Annotated in this window: 17 protein-coding genes, 1 tRNA gene and 1 pseudogene; 1 reads left to right on the forward strand and 18 read right to left on the reverse strand. The window is 43.3% G+C overall.

Annotated features, from left to right (window positions below; translation table 11 throughout):
- Positions 1–826: 826 nt before the first annotated feature.
- The 12 genes from ACTNDS_RS14790 to ACTNDS_RS14845 all read right to left on the reverse strand — a co-directional run bounded on the left by ACTNDS_RS14790 (position 827) and on the right by ACTNDS_RS14845 (position 14230).
- Positions 827–898 (reverse strand) — tRNA-Thr (locus ACTNDS_RS14790).
- Positions 899–1004: 106 nt separating this feature from the next.
- Complete coding sequence (gene sigH / locus ACTNDS_RS14795) at positions 1005–1607, reverse strand: RNA polymerase sporulation sigma factor SigH (protein ID WP_441036611.1); 603 nt, start codon at positions 1605–1607, stop codon at positions 1005–1007.
- Positions 1608–1687: 80 nt separating this feature from the next.
- Positions 1688–2425, reverse strand: a complete 738-nt coding sequence (rlmB, locus tag ACTNDS_RS14800) for a 23S rRNA (guanosine(2251)-2'-O)-methyltransferase RlmB (protein WP_019161073.1) — start codon at positions 2423–2425, stop codon at positions 1688–1690.
- Positions 2422–2901, reverse strand: a complete 480-nt coding sequence (locus ACTNDS_RS14805; protein ID WP_022380425.1) for a Mini-ribonuclease 3 — start codon at positions 2899–2901, stop codon at positions 2422–2424. Before ACTNDS_RS14805 ends, rlmB begins: the two co-directional genes overlap by 4 nt.
- Positions 2886–4295: a cysteine--tRNA ligase gene (cysS, locus tag ACTNDS_RS14810; RefSeq protein WP_062807221.1), complete on the reverse strand. Its 1410-nt coding sequence runs from the start codon at positions 4293–4295 to the stop codon at positions 2886–2888. The genes ACTNDS_RS14805 and cysS overlap by 16 nt, the downstream gene beginning before the upstream one ends.
- A gap of 27 nt (positions 4296–4322) precedes the next feature.
- Positions 4323–4805, reverse strand: coding sequence for a 2-C-methyl-D-erythritol 2,4-cyclodiphosphate synthase (gene ispF / locus ACTNDS_RS14815; RefSeq protein WP_008705528.1), 483 nt, complete (start codon positions 4803–4805; stop codon positions 4323–4325).
- A 2-nt stretch (positions 4806–4807) separates the two neighbouring features.
- Positions 4808–6082 (reverse strand): sn-glycerol-1-phosphate dehydrogenase, encoded by a 1275-nt coding sequence (locus ACTNDS_RS14820; RefSeq protein ID WP_441036612.1) that lies wholly within the window; start codon positions 6080–6082, stop codon positions 4808–4810.
- Between the two features lie 181 nt (positions 6083–6263).
- Positions 6264–7757: a serine hydrolase gene (locus ACTNDS_RS14825; RefSeq protein ID WP_441036613.1), complete on the reverse strand. Its 1494-nt coding sequence runs from the start codon at positions 7755–7757 to the stop codon at positions 6264–6266.
- Positions 7758–7882: 125 nt separating this feature from the next.
- Positions 7883–10240, reverse strand: a complete 2358-nt coding sequence (locus tag ACTNDS_RS14830; RefSeq protein WP_441036614.1) for an ATP-dependent DNA helicase — start codon at positions 10238–10240, stop codon at positions 7883–7885.
- Positions 10241–10597: 357 nt separating this feature from the next.
- A complete protein-coding gene (locus ACTNDS_RS14835) occupies positions 10598–11917 on the reverse strand; it encodes an aspartate kinase (RefSeq protein ID WP_195567094.1) in 1320 nt (439 codons plus the stop codon).
- Positions 11918–12061: 144 nt separating this feature from the next.
- Entirely contained in the window at positions 12062–12772 is a 711-nt protein-coding gene (gene tsaA, locus ACTNDS_RS14840) for a tRNA (N6-threonylcarbamoyladenosine(37)-N6)-methyltransferase TrmO (RefSeq protein ID WP_441036615.1), read from the reverse strand.
- A gap of 69 nt (positions 12773–12841) precedes the next feature.
- The gene (locus ACTNDS_RS14845; protein ID WP_441036616.1) at positions 12842–14230 is read right to left on the reverse strand and encodes an alanine/glycine:cation symporter family protein; all 1389 of its coding nucleotides are present in this window, start codon (positions 14228–14230) and stop codon (positions 12842–12844) included.
- Between the two features lie 322 nt (positions 14231–14552).
- On the opposite strand from ACTNDS_RS14845, the gene ACTNDS_RS14850 reads away from it, so the two are divergent.
- The gene (locus tag ACTNDS_RS14850; protein WP_441036617.1) at positions 14553–16505 is read left to right on the forward strand and encodes a glycoside hydrolase family 31 protein; all 1953 of its coding nucleotides are present in this window, start codon (positions 14553–14555) and stop codon (positions 16503–16505) included.
- A gap of 167 nt (positions 16506–16672) precedes the next feature.
- Here ACTNDS_RS14850 and larC read toward each other — a convergent pair whose 3' ends face one another.
- The 6 genes and pseudogenes from larC to ACTNDS_RS14880 all read right to left on the reverse strand — a co-directional run bounded on the left by larC (position 16673) and on the right by ACTNDS_RS14880 (position 21991).
- Entirely contained in the window at positions 16673–18025 is a 1353-nt protein-coding gene (larC, locus tag ACTNDS_RS14855; protein ID WP_441036618.1) for a nickel pincer cofactor biosynthesis protein LarC, read from the reverse strand.
- A 2-nt stretch (positions 18026–18027) separates the two neighbouring features.
- Positions 18028–18789 carry a nickel pincer cofactor biosynthesis protein LarB gene (gene larB / locus ACTNDS_RS14860; RefSeq protein ID WP_441036619.1) on the reverse strand — a complete coding sequence of 254 codons (762 nt, stop codon included), beginning with the start codon at positions 18787–18789 and terminating at the stop codon, positions 18028–18030.
- A gap of 12 nt (positions 18790–18801) precedes the next feature.
- Positions 18802–18885, reverse strand: a pseudogene (locus ACTNDS_RS14865) (AzlD domain-containing protein); the annotation flags it as partial.
- Positions 18886–18897: 12 nt separating this feature from the next.
- Entirely contained in the window at positions 18898–20082 is a 1185-nt protein-coding gene (locus ACTNDS_RS14870) for a rhodanese-like domain-containing protein (RefSeq protein ID WP_441036620.1), read from the reverse strand.
- A gap of 332 nt (positions 20083–20414) precedes the next feature.
- Positions 20415–21179 (reverse strand): tRNA threonylcarbamoyladenosine dehydratase, encoded by a 765-nt coding sequence (locus ACTNDS_RS14875; RefSeq protein WP_441036621.1) that lies wholly within the window; start codon positions 21177–21179, stop codon positions 20415–20417.
- A 65-nt stretch (positions 21180–21244) separates the two neighbouring features.
- Positions 21245–21991: a PIG-L family deacetylase gene (locus ACTNDS_RS14880; RefSeq protein ID WP_441036622.1), complete on the reverse strand. Its 747-nt coding sequence runs from the start codon at positions 21989–21991 to the stop codon at positions 21245–21247.
- Between the last annotated feature and the right edge of the window lie 6 nt (positions 21992–21997).

Raw genomic sequence — 21997 nt, forward strand, 5'->3', positions numbered from 1 at the left:
GTTTACCACTGGAAATACAAAATGGATGATATTGAAGAGACTGAGTCTGCATCTGTTTAATATGGTACTTATTAAATGGTCGATGTACTAGTACATCGTTTTCGAAATAACTATACCACTCACTTGTCTGCGAATCCGATTGCACAGGTCTAAAAGCCTCAGCGTAGCGGTGGCTACGGCGACCGACGACAACGCGGAAATAAGAAATTTAGACGCAAGATTGTTCGAGAAATCAACTTGTCGGTACACCAGCAATAGGCATGGATGCAGACTATTAAAAAGAATAAACCTATCAACTGAGCCATTTTTGAAAAACAAGGCATAAACCAAGGAGATAGTTTACTCTTTTTTATTTGTTTCAGAATGTTTCAGAATCACTTGCATATTGATTTCCTGATCTGCATATGCTATAATGCCAGTAGGCGAAAAGAAATAGCAAGTCCATGTAGACAAAAAGAATGAAGCCCTCAGTAGTGCGAATACTGGGGGCTTCTTCTTATTTTTTTATGGCAGACAAGAAACTGCCAGGTTAGTGTTGCCGGGTATCGGTTGGACAACACTGTAAGTATAACATATCTCTTGTCATTCTGGAGGTACAAACAGTTCTTAGAAGTTTATAAAATAATACTGGGTTTATTCGAGTATATCATCCTAAAATCATTATTTCAGGAATAGGAAGAGTCTCAGTACAAAAACTGCAATTCTGAGCAGTATCCCGGAACTGCAAATTGCACAAAAAAAATAATCAGAACCTATGTCCTGATTATTTTGAGTAACTTTGATTTACTGGCACCTCACAAACCCAGTAAATAAGCCATTCTTAGCAAGCTGATGACGGGAATTGAACCCGTGACCCCTTCCTTACCAAGGAAGTGCTCTACCTCTGAGCCACATCAGCATTGTGTCGGATTTACCGCTCACAGTTGAATATATTACCAGAACTTGTTTGTATTGTCAATCCCTATTTTTTAACTTTTTGATTTTTATTTTATACAGATATCTTTCTATTTTTGATATTGCTCCAACTGCTCTCTGATTTTGGTTCGGATGCGCTGTAATGCATTATCTATGGACTTGGGTGTTTTTCCCATGATCCGGGCAATCTCTCCGTATCCGTTTCCTGCCAGATAATATTCAAGAACCTGGTTCTCCATTGGACTTAACGTTGCTGTTATCTCCTGCTCCAGATCCTGGACATTCTCCTGGTCAATAATAATAGACTCCGGGTTCTCTCCCCAGTTATCTCCAAGATGTTCTTCATTTTCCCCATCCTGTTCGCTGAGAGAAATATAGGAATTCAGCGGCTGGTGTTTCTGCCTGTTGGAACTCTGGATGGCGTTGTAGATCTGTCTGTCCACACATATACTGGCAAAGGTCTGAAATGCAGCATCTCTGTCCGGCTGGTAATCGCGGACTGCCTTAAACAGTCCGATCATACCTTCCTGTATCAAATCATCGTTCTCCCCGCCTATCAGGAACATGGTCCTTGCTTTCTTGCGGACCATGTTCTTGTATTTTTCCATCAGATAGTCGAGGATTTCTGATTCCCCGTTTTTGAAATGGGAAATTAATTCTTCATCTTTAATTCCGTCATACTGTTTCATCAATTTAACCCTTCCGTTTTTCTGAAAATCTCTATCATTCGCCCAGAGGGCTTCTTATAACATAACAATATTGTGGAATAATTTTATTTCTTCTGCAGTCTCTGACGTACAATCTCATATCCAAGTACTCCGGCTGCCACAGATGCATTGAGGGAATCAATGTCACCCTTCATAGGAATAGATGCCACGAAATCACACTTCTCACGGATCAGTCTGCTTACACCTTCACCTTCATTGCCGATCACTACGCCGATCGGACCTGTCAGGTTAAGATTGTACATGGTTTCACCGCCCATATCTGCACATACAAACCACATGCCCTGTTCTTTCAGTTCATCGATGGTATGTCCCAGATTGGTAACTTTTGCAACAGGTGTATAGTTTAATGCACCTGCTGAAGTCTTGGCAACTGTGGAAGTCAGGCCAACTGCTCTTCTCTTGGGAATAATCACCCCATGTGCACCTGCAAGGTTTGCTGTACGGATGATCGCACCAAGATTATGAGGATCCTCAATATTATCCAGGATAAAGATAAAGGGATCTTCTCCTTTTTCCTTTGCCTTCGCAAGAATATCTTCTACACTTGCATATTCATAGGCTGCCACCTGAGCGATTACGCCCTGATGTGCGCCTGTCTCGCTTAACTGATCCAGACGTTCTTTTGCCACATAGTTAATAATCGTATCTTTTTTTCTTGCCTCTCTGGCAATAGTGCGGACCGGTCCGTCCTGGCATCCGTCCAGGATAAAAAGCTTATCTACACATTTGCCGGAACGAAAGGCTTCCAGGACTGCGTTACGTCCTTCTATCTGTTCACTCATATCTTATCCTCTCCAATCCCTGCACGGACCAGTTCTATGATCCTGCTAAAATCATCTTTTAAATATAAATAGCCCATCAGAGCTTCAAACCCTGTTGCCCTGCGGTAGTCTGCCATGGTTGCATGTTTAGCCATTGTAGGAGAATGAGCATTCCTTCCTCTTCTGTAAACGCTGTGTTCCTCCTCTGTGAGCATGGGTTCAATCACTTCCATCATGGAAGACTGGGTTCCTGCCTTAACCAGACTGCTGGCTTTTCTGTGAAGCTGGTTCACCGGACAATTGCCTTTTTTTACAAGGATCGTGCGGATTACCAGTTCATAGACGCCATCTCCGATATACGCCAATGTCAGCGGAGAATAGGTTCGCAAGTCTTTATCTTCCAAATGAAACAACTGATGAAGCATGCCTTTCAAACTACTCAAATTCTCTTCATTAAGTCCGTTTGTCTCACTCATATCATTTAAGCTCGTTTCCATTTTACTCCCTCGCGGGTATCCTTAAGGATGATTCCCTTAGCCAGAAGCTCATCTCTGATCTCATCTGCTCTTGCGAAATTCTTTGCTTTTCTTGCTTCCTGACGCTCTGCGATCAGGTCTTCGATTTCTTTATCAAGGATTTCTTCTGTTTTCACAGCCTTCAGACCAAGTACATCGCATAATTTCACCATTGTGTCAAGAAGTGCTCCTGCAAATTCTGCGGAACTTGCCTCTGATACATTTGTATTTGCAAATTTAACCAGTTCAAAAATTGCTGCCAGTGCATCTGCTGTGTTGAAATCATCATCCATAGCTTCTTCAAATTTCTTTACGAATTCCTGTGCCTGTGCAAGCAGTTCTTTCTCTGCATCTGTTGCAGTTTCTGTCTGTGCTGCTGCTTTTCTGTCCTTTAAGTTTGCTGCTGCATCTGTGATACGTTCTAATGCATTCTTTGCAGCTTCCATCAGATCTGCGCTGAAATTCAGCGGACTTCTGTAATGTGCGTTCAGCATGAAGAAACGAAGCACCTGCAGGTCATACTGTTCACTGATTTCACGAACAGTACGGAAGTTTCCAAGAGACTTGGACATTTTTCTGTTATCAATATTTAAGAATGCATTGTGCATCCAGTATTTTGCAAAGATTTTGTCGTTGCAGCATTCACTCTGTGCGATCTCGTTCTCATGGTGAGGAAAGATCAGGTCTTCTCCGCCTGCATGGATATCAATCTCATCACCAAGATATTTTTTCGCCATAACAGAACACTCAATATGCCATCCCGGACGTCCATCACACCATGGTGAAGGCCAGGATGGTTCTCCCTCTTTCTTCGGTTTCCAGAGAACAAAATCCAGTGGATCTTCTTTCTGGTCTTCACCGGATACCTGCAGAGAACGGAAGCCGGACTGCAGATCATCCAGGTTCTTGTGCGAAAGTTTGCCATATTCTTTGAACTTCTTAACTCTGAAATAAACAGTACCGTCTGCTGCCGGATAAGCATATCCCTTATCAACCAGAGTCTGGATCATACTGATCATTCCGTCGATTTCCTGTGTTGCCTGTGGATTGGTTGTGGCAGGTTTTACATTCATGCCATCCATATCTTTCTTACACTCTGCAATATAACGCTCGGAAATTTCCTGTGCGCTTACGCCCTCTTCAATTGCTTTCTTGATGATCTTGTCATCTACGTCTGTAAAATTGGAAACATAGTTTACTTCATATCCTTTGTATTCCATATATCGGCGTACGGTATCGAAGATGATCATCGGACGTGCATTTCCGATATGGATCAGGTTGTATACAGTCGGACCGCAGACATACATACGAACTTTTCCCTCTTCAAGAGGTACGAATTCTTCTTTTCTACGTGTCAGTGTGTTAAAAAGTTTCATGTTTTATTCCTCCAGTTTTCTCTATCATTAACTCTCTTTTCTTTCATTAAGAAGACAGATCGCCTGAGATGCAATTCCTTCTTCTCTTCCCGTAAATCCCAGTTTTTCCTCTGTAGTGGCCTTAATGTTCAGCTGAGACTCATTGATTCCCATTGCTTTTGCCATATTGGCTCTCATCTGTGGAATATGAGGTGCCATCTTTGGTTTCTGTGCAATGATCGTTGCATCTATATTTCCGATCTCATAATGGTGCTCTCTCAAAAGCTTCGTCACATGTTCCAGCAGCAGAATACTGGAAATTCCTTTATATGCAGGGTCTGTATCCGGAAAATGTTTTCCGATATCGCCCAGTGCAGCAGCTCCCAGAAGTGCATCCATAACTGCATGGATCAGTACATCTGCATCTGAATGTCCCAGGAGACCTTTTTCCCAGTCTATCTTCACACCACCCAGGATCAGATCTCTGTCTTCGGTCAGTCTGTGTACATCATATCCCATTCCAACACGCATAATCATTCTCCTCTTATATCCAGCATCTTGCTGATTCTCAATAAGCTTAACCGTCTCCTTGTATAAGGAGCAAGTCTGAGGCTTGGCAAAACAGCCGATTCATCGAGTCCGATATCATAAACGGTTTTCGCGCATCCGGCTTTCTCCAGCAAATGGAACATAGTCTGTTCACTGGGAAGCTCATCAATAATCTCCTCTATCCCGTTCAGGCATTTTTCCAGATGCTGTGGTGAAATAGTTTTTAACAATTCCGGCTCGTTTTCTTTTCTTATTTCTTCCAGAAGTCCTTTTTTCCCAAAAGTTTCTTTCAGAAGCTCCTCGTCTTCATTCTCATAGGGTTTTGCGTGGCATCGTCCCTGTGTGATGGCTACAGCGATACGTTTGTATTCTTCCAGTACAAGAAGTGCTGCTACAGAAACCTTCTCACCATGGAGTGCATCCAGCGGGCCATTGATCACTTCCATATCCCACAGATGTGTGACCTGGTGCTCTGCGCAGGAAGCAGGCCTTGAATTACCGATCATCTGCATTGCAAGTCCGGAAAGAATCAGTGCATACATAAGCTGTTCACATTCATCTTCCTCTCCCTCTGTAATATCCTGAATCGAAGATTTCACAGTTTTTAACGCTTTCTCTTCCAGCTTTACAGTTTCGTGGCAAAAATACTCTCCGGTGACCAGGTTCGCGATCTTCCAGTCTGCAAGACAGATGTATTTCGCCATCAGATCTGAAATCCCGGCTGCAGTCAGGCGCTGTGGTGCTTTTGAAAAAATATCTGTATCTGCATATACACAGATCGGAGCTACTGAAGGCACAGTCTTCTTTACTCCATCCAGGGTCATTGCTGCTACTGTTGTTACAAATCCATCTCCACTTGCTGCGGTAGGCACTGAAATGAAAGGTACTTTGTAATTATGTGCAATATAACGGCTGATATCATGGATCGTGCCTGCTCCTACTGCAAGGATCAGGTCAATATCCTCTTCCATGTTGTTCTCCACAATTTTTATTGCATGCCGGTCTGCCTGAAGTCCCTCTGCATCCAGAACAAGTACCTGGCACCTGTCATAGATATCCTCCATAAGTTCCTCTGTTGCCGCATAGGTATTGGTATCGCAGATGACCAGCGGGGATATGTACTCTCTGAGCATTCCCTCTGACATCTCTTCTTCAAGCTTCTCTACAGCTCCGGCTTCTATCAAAATCTCTTTCACTGCAATCTGGTGTTCCCTGCCGCAGCTGCAAGGTCGGGCAAAATCGTCCGCATCAACTCGCATTTAAATTCTTCCTCCTGACTTTCCTGAATCAAGCGGATAAAATCATCCACATGACTATCTGCTCATAATTGAATAGTTGTTTCACAGCCTGATTCGGTTAAACTTTTTTCTATAGGCACAGTTCATTGGTATTATACATGATTTTCCTGTAAAAATCAATCATTCCGCGCAGGTCTGGCGGCTACAGGTTCAAATAATTATATACAATCTTTGAAATATTCTGTATGTTCGTCACCGCCGTTTCCTCCGGACAGCCTTCTGACATAATACACAGAATGTATGTTGTCTTTTCGCCATAGACAATTGCGATATCGTGCTGATCCTGATCTGTCTCGCCGGTCTTGTTGGCAGATTTTATTCCATCCGGAAGTCCCTGGGGGATTTTCCAGGTGTTTTCCTGATTTGACAGAAGATTTAACATTTCTTCTGACGCCTCTTTACTGACACATTCCCCCTTGTAGATTTTTTCAAGCAGAGTGCCGCAATCTTTTACAGAAGTCATGTTTCTGCCACCCAGACTCTCCTGTGCGGATGCTGCAGGATGGAGGGTGTGCTGCACACTTGTCTCTGTATAGCTCTCTTTTTCCAGATATTTGTTAATATCCTCCGCACCTTTTTTGAAATCAAGGGAATCTGTCTGAAGCTTCACCAGTTCATTGCAGGATTCATTGTCACTGACTGTGATCATATTCCACAGCAGGTCATTTAATTTTACATCTACAGTTTTTGTATCTGCAGTATTTAATTTCTTTGCCTCATCTGCCTTTACCTGCTCCATATCCTCATAGGTCTTTGCCATTACAAAGGCTTTGATCAGACTTGCAGAATAAAGGGAAGTATCATTGATCAGGATTTCCTTTTCTTCATTAAGGTCTTTCACATAAACACTCCAGGTTCCCTGATATCCGGACAGCATCTTCTCAAGCTGGGGCTTCAGATTATCTATCCCAAGATCATCCATATTCACGATCTTTCCCGTATCATCCACAATAAAACCATCATCCGTCACTGTGCTTTCCTGAAGCAGGGCGCCATTTGTACCGCCAAAATAATAGCTCCCGTCAAAATTCATCTCATAACAGTCCATTTCAAGCGAATGGATGCCAGGTTCTGTTACCAGTCTGCCATTTTCATCAAAATAATAATATCCGTTCAGAGTAATCCCGTCTATTGCCAGATTGTCAATATACCTTACCTGCGGTGCTGCTGACAGACGCCCCAGATTGTTCACAAAGTAATATCCGTCAAATTTCTCTGCCTCCTGGGCATTCTGTGTATCAGATTCCTCATCTGTCTTATCCCCAAACACTGCAACACCTTTCAGATGCTCCATATGAGGACTGCAGGCTTTGAATTTCCCATCTGCATCATGGTAATAATATCCGTCAAATACAGTTCCGTCTATCTCATAATCCTGAAAATAATGGATCTCTGTCTGGTTACTTCCGGCACCATTCACATCCAGACAGTAAAATCCGTCACTCTTCATCATATATTTCCCGCTTCCATCTCCCATTGGCTGAATCTGTGCCTGCCCGGTGACAGATGCAAGACTCTGCTGTGCAGCCATAACAGAAGCCGGCAAAGCCAGTGCCATGGAAATGGCTCCGGCCAGACTTCCGGCTATGATATAACTTTTAATATAATATTTCGCTGTTTGTCTATTTTTTTTCATGCAAAACTCCTTTTACGGTTTCTTTTCACATCCCATTCACAGTAAGCAAAGTATATATTGTTTTATTCAGGATATCAAGATTTTTATCTCTTTTCCAGCAAAGACCAGAATCTCAGTATCAGTGTTCAGCTCTTTTCTCTTATCCTGTTCCAGAAGCTTCCCAGCTGTTCTTCCACAGTATTTAAAGTACAGTTTCCCCTGTCTGACCATTCAGCAGGAAACAGATTCCTGTAATCTTTCCCTGTAAATCTCTCGTCCAGCAGAAGTATGATTCCTGTATCCTCCTGGGTCCTGATCACACGACCGGCTGACTGCAGCACCTTATTCATCCCCGGATATCTGTATGCATAATCAAATCCGTTCACACCTTTTTTATCATAATACTGCCTGAGGATCTCTCTTTCTGTTCCAATCTGAGGAAGACCAGTTCCTATGATGATCGCTCCGATCAGCTTCTCTCCCATCAGATCGATTCCCTCTGAAAAAATCCCGCCCATTACGCAAAATCCTACCAGTGTTCCCTCTGATGCAGAAAATTCCTCCAGAAATTCCTCTTTCTCCCTCTCATTCATTCCCGATGTCTGCGAAATACAACGAACCCATTCTGCCGAAAACTCATTCTCATACACCTCCAGAACATCCTCCATAAATTTATAAGAAGGAAAGAATACCATATAATTTCCTTTTCTTGTCCATACAGTTCTGGCAATGTAAGATGCGATCCTGTGATATTCCTCATATCCTCTTCTGGTATACCTGCTGCTCACATCCCGTCCTGTGAGAATGCACCTGTTCTCCTGCCGGAAAGGGGAGGTCACATAAATCCCATAGTCATCCTTTCTGGTGCTTAAAAGTGTACGGTAATAGTCCATAGGAAGCAGGGTCGCAGAAAAGAAAACCGCACTTTTTCCCTTTTCCAGACATCTGTGGATATTTGCTGCAGGATTTACACAGAAAAGCCGCAGGATCATCTTTCCCCTTTCTCCTATTTCTGTATAAACCACATAATTTTCATCCAGAAGTTCATCAATGTTCAGGAAATCTCTCACACAGAAGTAAAATTCCAGCAGCTGCTCCGGAAGTTCCTTTCCATGAAGTTCCTCCAGAAGCTTGTCCATCTCCCCCATCACCTGAAGCATTCCCAGGGAAACCGCTCCGGGATTTGGAAGGATTTTGTACTCTGTACACTCCTTTTCCAGAGTTCGAAGCTGTCGATTCACTTTTTCCAGTGCTCGCACCAGACCTTTGCTGTAATCAGCAGCCAGCTTCTTCGCCTCCAGCACATCCGCTCTGTCCACATAGGCACTGTACATTTCCCTTCCTCTGTCCACCAGATTGTGAGCTTCATCGATCAGAAAAATGTATTCTCCGGAAGTACCCTCCCCGAAAAATCTTTTCAGATAAACATTGGGATCAAATACATAATTATAATCACAGATTACAGTGTCCACCCAGACTGCCAGATCCAGGCACATTTCAAAGGGACACACCTGCCATTTCTTCGCATATTCCAGCAGAGTATCCCTGTCATAGCTGTCCTGCGTGGTCCACAATTCAAAAACAGCATCATTCACTCTGTCCAGATGTCCTCTCGCCCACAGACAGTTCTCAGGATTGCATTCTGTTTTATCGCAGAAGCACAGCTTTTCCTTCGCAGTAATGGTGATCACTTTAAATTTCAGTCCATGCTCCTTTAATATAGAGAAAGCTTCTTCAGCCACAGTCCTGGTAATGGTCTTTGCTGTAAGATAGAAAATATTTTCCCCCAGTCCTGCACCAACTGCTCTCACTGCCGGAAAGATCGTGGACATGGTCTTTCCTACTCCTGTAGGTGCCTGGACAAAAATCTGTCTTTCTGTGGATATAGTGTGATATACACCGGATACGATTTTTCGCTGTCCCTCACGATATTCAAAAGGGAACTCCAGATCACTCATGGACGCATTCCGTTCTTTTTTCCATGCAAGCTGGTATGCGATCCATTTATGATATCTGTCCAGAAGCTCCTGGTACCACAGACTGAGCTCTTCCAGAGTATATTCCTCTTTGAAAAACTTAAGCTCCTCTGTGTCCAGATTCCCATATGTCATCTGCACTCCGATCTTCTCCAGTTTTTGCTCCTGTGCGTAGATCCAGGCATAACACATTGCCTGTGCACGGTGAACCTCCACAGGCTTTTCCAACTGACTGACATCTGCATAAACACCCTTGATCTCATCGATCCAATACTGTCCATCTTCTGTGAAGATTCCGTCAGCCCTGCCATCTACCTGGATACTTACATCTTCATATTCTGTTTTATATTTAAGAGAAACCTCCGCTCTGTAATGGCTTCCCATCCTGCCCTGTATTTTTCTGTGCAGTCTGCTGCCCTTCTGCATTGCTTCTCTGTCAGAAGATCCTCCCCGGTTGTCAAGATCCCCGCTTCTTAATATAAACTCCACCAGATTTCTGACGGAAATACGAACCACCGGCTTATCCATATGAAAACACCTCACGCAACAATAGCTATCAAATAGTTACCCAACATCGTCCGTTCATTATAACACAGAATTCATCATCATGTAAAAACTCCTGAATTCAAGAAAGAATCCTCCTTGCAGGATTCTCCGCCTACAACAGGTCGCTTCAGTGACATAATTCCGCTCCGTCGCAGTGCGATCCTTCCCGGAGGGCTTTTTTATGTTATAGGAACATTACGGAGTAATTTCCCATAATATAAAAAGCCGCCAGAAATCTCTATGCTGATTTCTGACGGTCCATTATTTTATTTATCCTATAATTGGTAAACATCATATCCACAAATTGCTCCGCTGTGAAGGAGCTCCTGCAATTCTCAATTAGATCTGAGTAATTACAAAGATATCATAAATTGCCTTTACCGCAGTTTCAAAATCTCTGTTCTCCACACCGATAATGATATTCAGTTCACTGGAACCCTGGTCGATCATCTTCACATTTACATTTGCATGGGCAAGTGCTGAGAAGATTCTTCCTGCTGTACCTCTGGTGGATTTCATACCACGTCCTACAACAGCGATCAGTGCAAGGTCAGATTCCATTTCTACGAAATCCGGCTGTACTGCACGATGAATTCCGGCAATTACCTGCTGTTCCTTTTCTTCGAATTCATCCTGATGTACATATACAGTCATTGTATCGATTCCTGATGGAACATGCTCAAAGCTGATTCCCTGATCTTCGAATACCTGAAGTACCTTACGTCCGAAACCAACCTCACTGTTCATCATGGATTTCTCAATATTGATAGAGCAGAATCCCTTCTTACCTGCAATACCTGTAATTGTAAATTTCGGCTTCTTGCATGTACTCTCAACAATAAAAGTACCCTTATCTTCCGGTCTGTTTGTATTTTTGATATTGATTGGAATTCCCTCTTTACGAACCGGGAAAATCGCATCTTCATGAAGAACAGTTGCACCCATATAAGAAAGCTCTCTGAGTTCTCTGTAGGTAATGCTCTCGATCACTTCCGGATTTTTAACAATACGTGGGTCTGTTACCAGGAAACCGGAAACATCTGTCCAGTTTTCATAGAGGTCTGCCTTAATAGCCTTTGCCACAAGAGAACCTGTCACATCAGAACCTCCTCTGGAGAAAGTTTTAACTTTTCCATCTTCACCAGCGCCATAAAATCCAGGGATAACGGCACGTTCACATTTTGCCAGCTTTTTGGACAGAAGTCTGTCTGTCTTCTCGGCGTCCAGATTTCCGTTCTTATCAAAACGGATCACATCTGCTGCATCAACAAATTCATAACCCAGATATGCTGCCATCACCTTACCATTGAGAAATTCTCCTCTTGATGCTGCATAATCTGTGCCTGCCTGTGCCTTGAAATCAGCTTCGATCTGAACAAATTCGTCTTCCAGAGAAAGATCAAGGTTCAGTCCGCGGATGATCTCATAATATCTTCCCTTGATCTCCTGCAGGATCGGTATGAAATCCTCCCCTTCAACTGCAGTATTATAACATTTATAAAGTAAATCTGTAACCTTTGTATCTCCGTCAAATCTCTTTCCGGGAGCGGACGGAACCACATAACGTCTGCTCTCATCACTTCTGATGATCTCCCCTACTTTCTGAAACTGTTCTGCATTTGCCAGAGAACTTCCTCCGAATTTAACAATTTTCTTCATTTTCCTGCTCCTCATATGTCACTAAATATTTTCAGACCGATCTCCCATCAGTCTTTGTCACTCTACCAACATAAAGTCTGTTTAATATTGTATTGAATAAACGCCAATTTTGCAAGCCTTTCTTACAGAAATATCCGAAAATGGTTATTTTCCACAATCTGCCGAAGATTCCTGCTGTTTTTTTACAAATTCTGTCACATTATAAACACGAAGGATATCTCCCTCCACACGAAAATGAATGTCCTTCTCTCCAAAAGGCATTCCGTAAGACCGTTCCGGATCATTCTGATAAGCAGGACGGGGATCATCTGCAAGCACTGCGATCAGAGCCTCTCTGCTTTCCCCGGGTATTCTTTCCAGAAGCTCCTTGGGAAATTCTACATTCAGATGATGATCTTTGGAATATTCGGTAAAACTTCCTGTTGCTTCCGGATGGCAATCCGCATAAGGAATATATGGTTTAATATCGAAAATCGGTGTTCCATTCATCAGATCTGCACCTTCTATATAGAGTACAGGGCTGTCCGGCTCATCCAGAGCTGCTTTTTCAAGCTTCACGCAGGATAATCCTATGGAATTGGGACGAAAGGGAGATCTTGTGGCAAAAACTCCTTTTCTCACATTTCCCCCAAGTCTGGGCGGGCGGACAGTCGGTGACCACTTTGTCCTCTTTGCCTCCGAAAACTCCCAGATCAGCCAGATATGACTAAACTCCTCCAGGCCACGGCAGGCATCCACATTACGATATTCCGGCTCGAATACGATTCTCGCTTTAAGCGCCCCTACACGTCCACTCTGCCTGGGAATACCGAATTTGGTCGGGAAATCATTTTCTATATGTGCGATTGGAACCATTGTATTATTCTCCTTTTTACCTTTTGATAAAACAATAGCCCGGAAAAATAACTCTCCGGGCTATTATTGTTATTTCTTCTGTGCAAAATATTCTTTCGTAAGTGTAATGGCAGTTCCTGAAAGCAGAAATACACCAATTAAGTTGGGGATTGACATGAGACCGTTGAATGTCTCAGCAATGCTCCAGAGAAGCCCCAGATCTACAGTTGCGCCAAGGATTGCTACTAATGAATATGCGATCATAAATGGGCGGATAACTTTTGCAGAGAATAAGAATTCAATGCAGCGTGCTCCGTAAAGTCCCCATCCGATAATCGTTGAGAATGCAAAGCAGCACATGGCAACTGCCGTAAAGATGGAAACCCAGCCTCCATATGTAGCAGTAAATCCGGAAATTGTAAGTTCTGCACCTGCCGCTGCACCGTAATTTACCGGCACGCCGCTTACAAGGATCACAAGTGCTGTCAGAGTACAGATCACGATTGTATCTGCAAATACCTCAAAGATACCAAACATACCCTGTTTTACAGGCTTGCTTGTATCTGCACAGGCATGGGCGATAGACCCTGTACCAAGTCCTGCTTCATTGGAGAAAATACCTCTGGAAACACCCTTTTTCATACTGAGGAAAAAGCTTCCAATCACACCGCCTGTCACTGCTGACGGATTAAAAGCTCCATAAACAATATCACGGAAAACTGCCGGAACTCTTCCGATATTTAAGATCACAACGCCCAATGCAAGTACAATATAAAACAATGCCATAAAGGGCACCAGCTTCTCAGAAACACTTCCGATTCGCTTGATACCGCCCAGCAGTACCATACCAACCAGCAGCGTGATCACAATTCCAAGAATCAGATTCAGTCTGCCTGTGGAAGACTCTGAGATCACATTGAAGTTAATAAGAGCTGTATCAATTGCTGTTGTAATGGTATTTACCTGAGTAGCATTACCTGTTCCAAATACAGTCAGTACACCGAATGCAGAATAAAGAACTGCAAGAAATCTCCAGTTCTTTCCCAATCCGTTCTTAATATAATACATAGGTCCGCCTACATAATCTCCATGTCTGTTTCTCTCACGGAAATGAACTGCCAGGGTAACCTCTGTAAATTTCGTGCACATTCCAAGGAGCGCGGAAACCCACATCCAGAATACAGCTCCCGGACCACCGATAGCAATAGCTCCGGCAACACCGGCGATATTTCCAGTACCTACTGTACCTGCCAGTGCAGTACAGACTGCCTGGAAAGGTGTCATGGAACCGTCAGAGGCCTCCTTCTTCTTAAAAATTCTTCCCAGTGTGGTTTTAAGCGCATACGGGAATTTGCGGATCTGGACAAACCCGGTCCGCAGGCTCAGGTAAAGCCCTACGCCGATAATACAAATCATAGCCGGGACACCCCAGATAAAATTATTTACGACGTTATTGATGGATTCAATTGTCTGAAGCATGTTAAATAAACCTTTCTTTCGTGTAATAATAACAGTTTAGCACTTTTTTCACCGTATGTACAGAAAAATTCTATTAAGATAAAGCATTAAAGCACAATAAGTTAACAGCGCAAACAGATACGATCAGCCGCTCCACTGCTTCACAGTTTGAGCAAAAGTCAAAATAACGTATAAATTTGTCATAATTTCAGTAGCATTTCCTCACCCAAACCTCTATTATTGTAAATATGAAATCAAGGAAAACATATGTGTATTTTCCAATAGTGCTTAATCGTTTCAGTTATTTATTTAACATTTTTCAACCTAAGGAGGACATGACAAAATGATTCAGAAATATACTTACGGAACCCCGTTTGAAACCGATGCCATCGTAACTTTCATCCCGGCTTCTGAGGGAACTCCTGCATACGGAACTATCTCCACAGAGAACAGCTTCTCTTTTACTTATGACATGGATGACAACGATGTTGTCTATGGTCTGGGCGAATCAAACCGCGGAATCAACAAACGTGGATACGTTTATGAGAGCAACTGTTCCGACCAGCCAAACCATACAGAAGATAAAATCTCCCTCTACGGAGCACACAACTTCCTCGTAATCTCCGGAAAACAGACTTTCGGTCTCTTCGTTGATTATCCCGGAAAACTGAAGTTTGATATCGGTTACACACTCTCTTCCCAGTTAAAGATCACCTGTGAGGATGCAGATCTTTATCTGTATGTGATCGAGGGTGAAACCCCTTACGATATCGTAAAACAGTTCCGCAAAATCATCGGAAGAAGCTATATCCCGCCTAAATTCGCATTTGGTTTCGGTCAGAGCCGCTGGGGATATACAACTGCTGACGACTTCAGAAAAGCTGCTGACGGATATCGTGAAAACAATATTCCAATCGATATGGTATACATGGATATCGATTACATGGAAGACTACAAAGATTTCACAGTCAATCAGGAAAACTTCCCTGACTTTGAGGCCTATGTCAATGAAATGAAAGAAAAAGGCATCCATCTTGTCCCGATCATCGATGCAGGTGTCAAGGTAGAGGCTGGCTATGATGTTTATGAAGAAGGCGTTGAGAAGAACTACTTCTGCAAACGTGAAGACGGCAGTGATTTCGTTTCCGCTGTATGGCCGGGCTGGACTCATTTCCCGGATGTCCTGAACGCAGATGCCAGAGCATGGTTCGGACAGAAATATGAACGTCTCATTTCCAAAGGAATCGACGGTTTCTGGAATGACATGAACGAGCCTGCAATGTTCTGCACACCGGAAGGCGTTGCTGAATTAAAAGAATACATCAAAGATAACTTCATGGACAAGGAAGAAGCACCTGGATTCGTTCTCAGTGCAAAGGTAGAAGGACTTGCAAATAATCCGGAAGATTACAAACGCTTCTATCACAATGTAAACGGTCAGAAAATCCGCCACGACAAAGTACATAACCTGTTTGGCTATAACATGACCCGTGCAGCAGGTGAAGCCTTTGAAAAAATCGCACCTGGCAAACGTTTCCTGATGTTCTCACGTTCCTCCTATGTGGGAATGCACAGATACGGCGGAATCTGGATGGGAGACAATAAATCCTGGTGGTCACACATCCTTCTGAACTTAAAGATGCTTCCATCCCTGAATATGTGCGGTTTCCTTTACACAGGTGCAGATCTGGGCGGATTCGGCGCAGATACCACACGTGACCTGGTACTTCGCTGGCTGGCACTGGGTGTATTCACACCTCTTATGAGAAACCACTCCGCTCTGGGAACCAGAGAACAGGAAGCTTACCAGTTTGAAAATATCGAAGACTTCCGTCATGTGATCGGTGTCAGATATCGCCTTGTTCCATATCTGTACAGTGAATACATGAAAGCAGCATTAAACGATGATATGATGTTCCGTCCGCTGGCATTTGACTACACAGAGGATGCATTCGCAACTCAGGTAGAGGACCAGCTTCTCCTTGGAAACGAAATCATGATCGCACCAGTTTACACACAGAATGCAAAAGGCCGCTATGTATATCTGCCAGAAGAAATGATGTTCGTAAAATTCCTGCCTGACGGAACAATTTCTCAGGAGATTCTTGAAAAAGGACATCACTATGTAGAAGTCGCCCTGAATGAAGTTCCACTGTTTATTCGCAAAGGAAAAGCAATCCCGGTTGCTGATGTTGCGCAGACAGTAAAGGATATCGATTCTTCTACTATCCGCATGATCGGATATGAGGGAGCTGAATATGACCGTTATGATGATGACGGTGTAAGCACTTTGTAATTTAACCGAATCAGACAGCTTTTCCTGCCTGAATTGCAAAAAGTACCAGGCAGCAGATAGAACTGAACCAGAAGTCACCTTATAAAAATAATAAAAAGAAACAGTCACATACATCTGATGAATGTTGAGACATTCACTCAAGTATGTGACTGTTTTCTTTTACATTGTTATTCTTTATCTTTATTTGCCAAAACAATATAACGGTAAATTTCTTCAAATGGAATCTCTTTTTCTCTGCTCAGCTGTGCAACGCTCTCATATTCCGGATAAAGCTGCTCTTTTCCATTCAAAGTGCATACCTTTACCTGAACTTCTCCCCATGGAGTCGGAAGGGTTCTCGTTTCTCTGGGAAGAATCGTACGTTCCATTCTGCTATAACGAATTCCAATCGTAGTAGTTTCTTCAAAAATAATATTCTGAAGCGTTTCCATATCTTCTTCCTTACAGATCACATTCAGAACCCATGCAGGTCTGTTCTTTTTCATAAAAACAGGCACATAATGCACATCTCTGGCACCGGCTTTCATCAGACGTTCCATGACAAATCCCAGAACTTCTCCACTGCAGTCATCAATGTTTGTTTCCATCTTGATAATCGTATCTTTGATTTCCTGATTTTCAGCTTTCGGATTATTTCTGATTTCCGGGTTTTTGAATTCTTCTGTCTGAGCCTTTTCTTCATCTATTTCTGCGCTCTGTGAGATAATCATTGCCCTTAGGATTCCCGGACACTCATACTGGCGTTTACCTGCACCGATTCCAATCTTCTGGATTTCAAATGTTTCCGGAAGTTTATCCTTTGTTTTTACTGCTGCCACTATCGCCGCACCTGTAGGCGTTACAAGTTCACCTTCTACCTCTGTCATTTTCAGATGTAAATGATTGGCACTTACTATATTTGCAACTGCCGGAACCGGGATTGGCAGGATGCCATGCTGACAACGGACAGTTCCACGTCCCTCACAGAGAACAGGAACGATAACCTCTGTAACATCCAGATTATCCAGACAGACCGCCACAGACACAATATCCACAATAGAGTCCACTGCTCCCACCTCATGAAAATGCACCTGATCCACAGGCACATTGTGTGCTTTACTCTCTGCCTCTGCAAGAATTTCAAATATACGCAATGCGATCTTCTTTGCATTCTCAGTCATTGCGCTATGCTCTATAATATAGGTAATTTCTTTTATTCCACGGTGTTCGTGATGGTGATGGTCTTGCGCTATTCCTGTGCCATGGGCGTGATTGCACTCACGACCTTCATGATGATGTCCATGCAGATATTCCATATCATGGTCATGATTTTCATGCTCTTTATCCAGCACAACATCAAAATCACATGCATCTATTCCGGACTTTACAACTCTGCTGATCTTTGTCTCAAATCCTGATACCTTAAGACTCTTCAGCACCCTGTCCAGCACTGAGCGGTCAGCCCCCAGATCAAGAAGAGCCGCAACCGTCATATCACCACTTATCCCTGAATAACATTCCAGATATAATGTTTTTCCCATAATCAATTTCCTTTCTCATCTGTACCTGCTGCCAGACGGTTGATCTGTGTTGCCAGATAGCCGGCACCGTAGCCGTTATCGATATTCACCACAGCAATCCCGTTCGCACAGGAATTGATCATGGTAAGAAGTGCCGAAAGACCATGCATACTTGCACCATAACCCACAGAAGTCGGTACTGCGATCACCGGTCTGCTCACCAGACCGCCCATCACACTGGCAAGAGCTCCCTCCATTCCCGCAACTGCAATTACACAGTTCGCACTCTGGATCGTCTCCAGTCTGGAGAATAAACGATGCATTCCGCTGACTCCCACATCATAAATCCGTTCAACATTTGTGCCAAAATATTCCGCTGTCTGTGCAGCTTCCTCAGCAACCGGAATATCTGCAGTTCCTGCTGAACACACCGCAATCTTACCAATACGCTTCTTATCTTTCTTCTCAACTTTTAAGATACGCGAGATCGGATCATATTCTGTTTCCGGAAACTTCTCTTTCACCAGTTCATACTGATGTTGGGAAGCTCTGGTTCCAAATACCTCGCCGTCTTCTCTGTATAATCTTTCAAAAATATTCAGAAGATGTTCATCTGCCTTATTACTGCAGTAGATTACTTCTGCGAAACCGGTTCTTGCCTTGCGGCTTGTATCCAGCTTCGCATATTCCATTTCTTCATAACTTTCTTTCTTAAGGATTCTCTCTGCCTCTTCTACAGATACAGAACCACTTTTTACACTTTCAAGAATCTCCTGTAAGGTCATGAATCCCTCCTTTTAGAACACCACCTGCACCAGAAACATATAGACAGCCGTTCCCGCTATAATACTGAGCAGTGTATTTCTCTTCCACAAATGAAGATTTTGCTGTTATCATTCTTTTTCCTTATCAGCGCCCTTATTTCCACGCTGATCATAGTCATCCAGGAAATTATAATATTCTCCATCTTTATGATATCCCATAACAGTACGAAGATTAATATCCCGCACACTGTTAAAGATATTCGTCTCGATCACACTGCTTGTATTTCTAAACTGCGCAACCAACTCTTTCATCTCATCACGCTTGGAACCACGTCCGCCTCCACAGCTTACACAGTTCTCGGTGAAACGGCATGCACACTGAATGAAATGCAGTCCATTGGTATCTCTCCATGCCTTGATTGCAGATTCCTTGATCAGATACATAGGGCGGATCAATTCCATCCCCTCAAAGTTCTGACTGTGCAGCTTCGGCATCATAGTCTCCACCTTACCACTGTACAGCATACCCATGAGGATCGTCTCGATCACATCATCAAAATGATGTCCCAGCGCAATCTTATTACATCCCAGCTCCTTGGCATGAGAATACAGATAACCACGTCTCATTCTCGCACAAAGATAACAGGGATTATTCTCAATTTCTGCCACTGTATCAAAAATATCACTTTCAAAAACCGTAAGAGGAATTCCCAGAAGCTCTGCATTATCCTGAATAATCTTCCAGTTATCCGCATTATAGCCCGGATTCATTACCAAAAACACCAGTTCAAAATGAATCTTTCCATGACGCTTCAGCTCCTGAAGCAGCTTCGCCATCAGCATAGAGTCCTTACCACCTGAAATACAGACAGCAATCTTATCCCCCTCCTGGATCAGCTGATACTCATTCAAAGCCTTGGTAAACGGTCTCCAGACTGTCTTTCTGAACGTCTTGATAATACTGTGCTCAATCTCCTTCGTCTTCAGTTCCTTCTGATCCTTAGCATCATTCTCCATAAAACGGCTCAGAGAAAGTCTCAGATAGGCACGATATCCACCTTCAATATTCACAGCCTCATACCCTGCATCGCTCAGCTTCTCCACACAATCCCGGCTTCTGTCCCCCGTATGGCAGAGAACATATACTGTTTTATCTTTATCAACAGCCTCCATCTTCTCATCAAACTCATCCAGCGGAATATTCACTGCCCCAGGAAAAGACCCCCTACTATACTGATCCGCCGGCCGCACATCCACGATCGTAATCTCAGAAGCATCAATCTTCTCCAACTCTTCCACACTAATTGTATTCATATATAACCTGCCTTTATCTCTTAAAAATCAATCGCCTACGTCTGATGAATCACCCTATATTTCCGCCCAATTCACCAGCCATCATTATACTTTGAAACCCTATGATAGTCAACACATTCCCTCTCTGTTGACCCTTTCTCATCACCACACTTCTCCGAATAGCAGCCAACTTTCACTTCTATTCCATCTCCATCCCTCTCCCCACCTCAACACCCCGCAAAAATTTTGTGTGCACACAAAATGAATTATTTTTCTGCGCGTCCCCTGCCCCCAAACAAAAAAAGATGTGCACCATACCATCTCTGATACAATACACATCCACATAAACATTTTTATCTCCTGCACTCCGCAGTCAAGTCCTTAACAACCTCTCCCGCAATAATCAATCCCACCACAGACGGCACAAACGCCACACTGCCGGGAATATCCCTGCGCTCCGTACACTTATGCTTTGCCCCCGGAGGACAAATACAATGCGACCTACAGCTGATCGCCATATCCTCAACCGGTCTGATCGGCTGCTCCTCCGAATAAACAACCTTCAGCTTCTTCACGCCACGCTTCTTCAACTCCCTGCGCATAACCTTCGCCAGCGGACAAACCTTCGTCTTATAAATATCCGCCACCCGAAACGCACTGGCATCCAGCTTATTCCCGGCACCCATACTGCTGATGACCGGAGTCCCGGACTCTTTGGCACGCATGATCAATTCAAGCTTGGCAGTTACAGTATCCACCGCATCCACCACATAATCATACTCGCTGAAATCAAAATCATCTGCATTCTCCGGAAGATAAAAACAATTATGGATTATCACCTCTGCCTTGGGATTAATCTCCAGAATCCTGTCTCTCATTACTTCTGTCTTATACTGGCCTACCGTCTTTTTGGTAGCAATAATCTGTCTGTTAAGATTAGTCAGGCATACTTTGTCATCATCGATCAGGTCAAAGGCACCTATTCCACTTCGGACCAGTGCCTCACACACATATCCTCCTACCCCGCCGATTCCAAACACGGCTACTCTGGAATTCTGTAATTTGTCCATAGCTTCTTTTCCAAGCAAAAGCTCTGTTCTAGAAAATTGATTCAGCATTCTTTGTTCTCCAATTATTATTTATCACAGTTCAAAATCTTATGATAAAGACATTGAACGATCCTTTATTTTGCCCAGATCTCCCCTGACTGGCTCCAGTCCTCATAAGGAATCATATGGGCAAACATATTTTCAACTTTTTTCTGAGATTTATAGTTAAGCAGCAGTTCTCTTTTAGCTGATTCACTCTTAGCCGATATTCTCGGAAGCGAATCCGCAATATCCGGAAGAACTTTCTTTTTATAGTACTTTCCAAAATAATACAGGTTATTTATCTGATAATTACGATAATATTCCTGTGTGACCAGCTGACTGGTCATCTGATGATGGATATGTCCATATTCTCCCTCAGGATTATGAGTTGCCACCATATTCCAATGTTTATAGGTAAGGATTGTATCCAAATCTTTGATAATATCTTTCTTATCTCCTACCCATTTGGAGCGCTCTCCACGAACCTTATCCGGATATCTGAGAATCAGTCCCTTATTCCCGGATTCTTTGATCGCATTCAAAAACTCCTGTCTCCTGACCTTGTTATATCCATCAGTCAGACATACTACAAAGTATTTTCCATCCAATAAATGGGCACCACCCCAGAGAGTCTCACCGTCCGGATGTGCCACAACCATCAGTTTGGTGCAGTCTTCCAGCTGCAGGCTATCCAGTTCCCTGATTGTAACATGTCCGGATCTGGCTCCGGTCACATAGGCAGTTCTACAGGCTCCACACAAAAAAACAGTCAGCAGAAAAAACAGCCAGATTTTTTTCTGTATCTTTTCAACTTCTGTAAAATATCCATTTTCATTCACTGTTCC

Source organism: Blautia sp. HCP3S3_C12 (assembly GCF_052064155.1).
Lineage (GTDB): Bacteria > Bacillota > Clostridia > Lachnospirales > Lachnospiraceae > Blautia_A.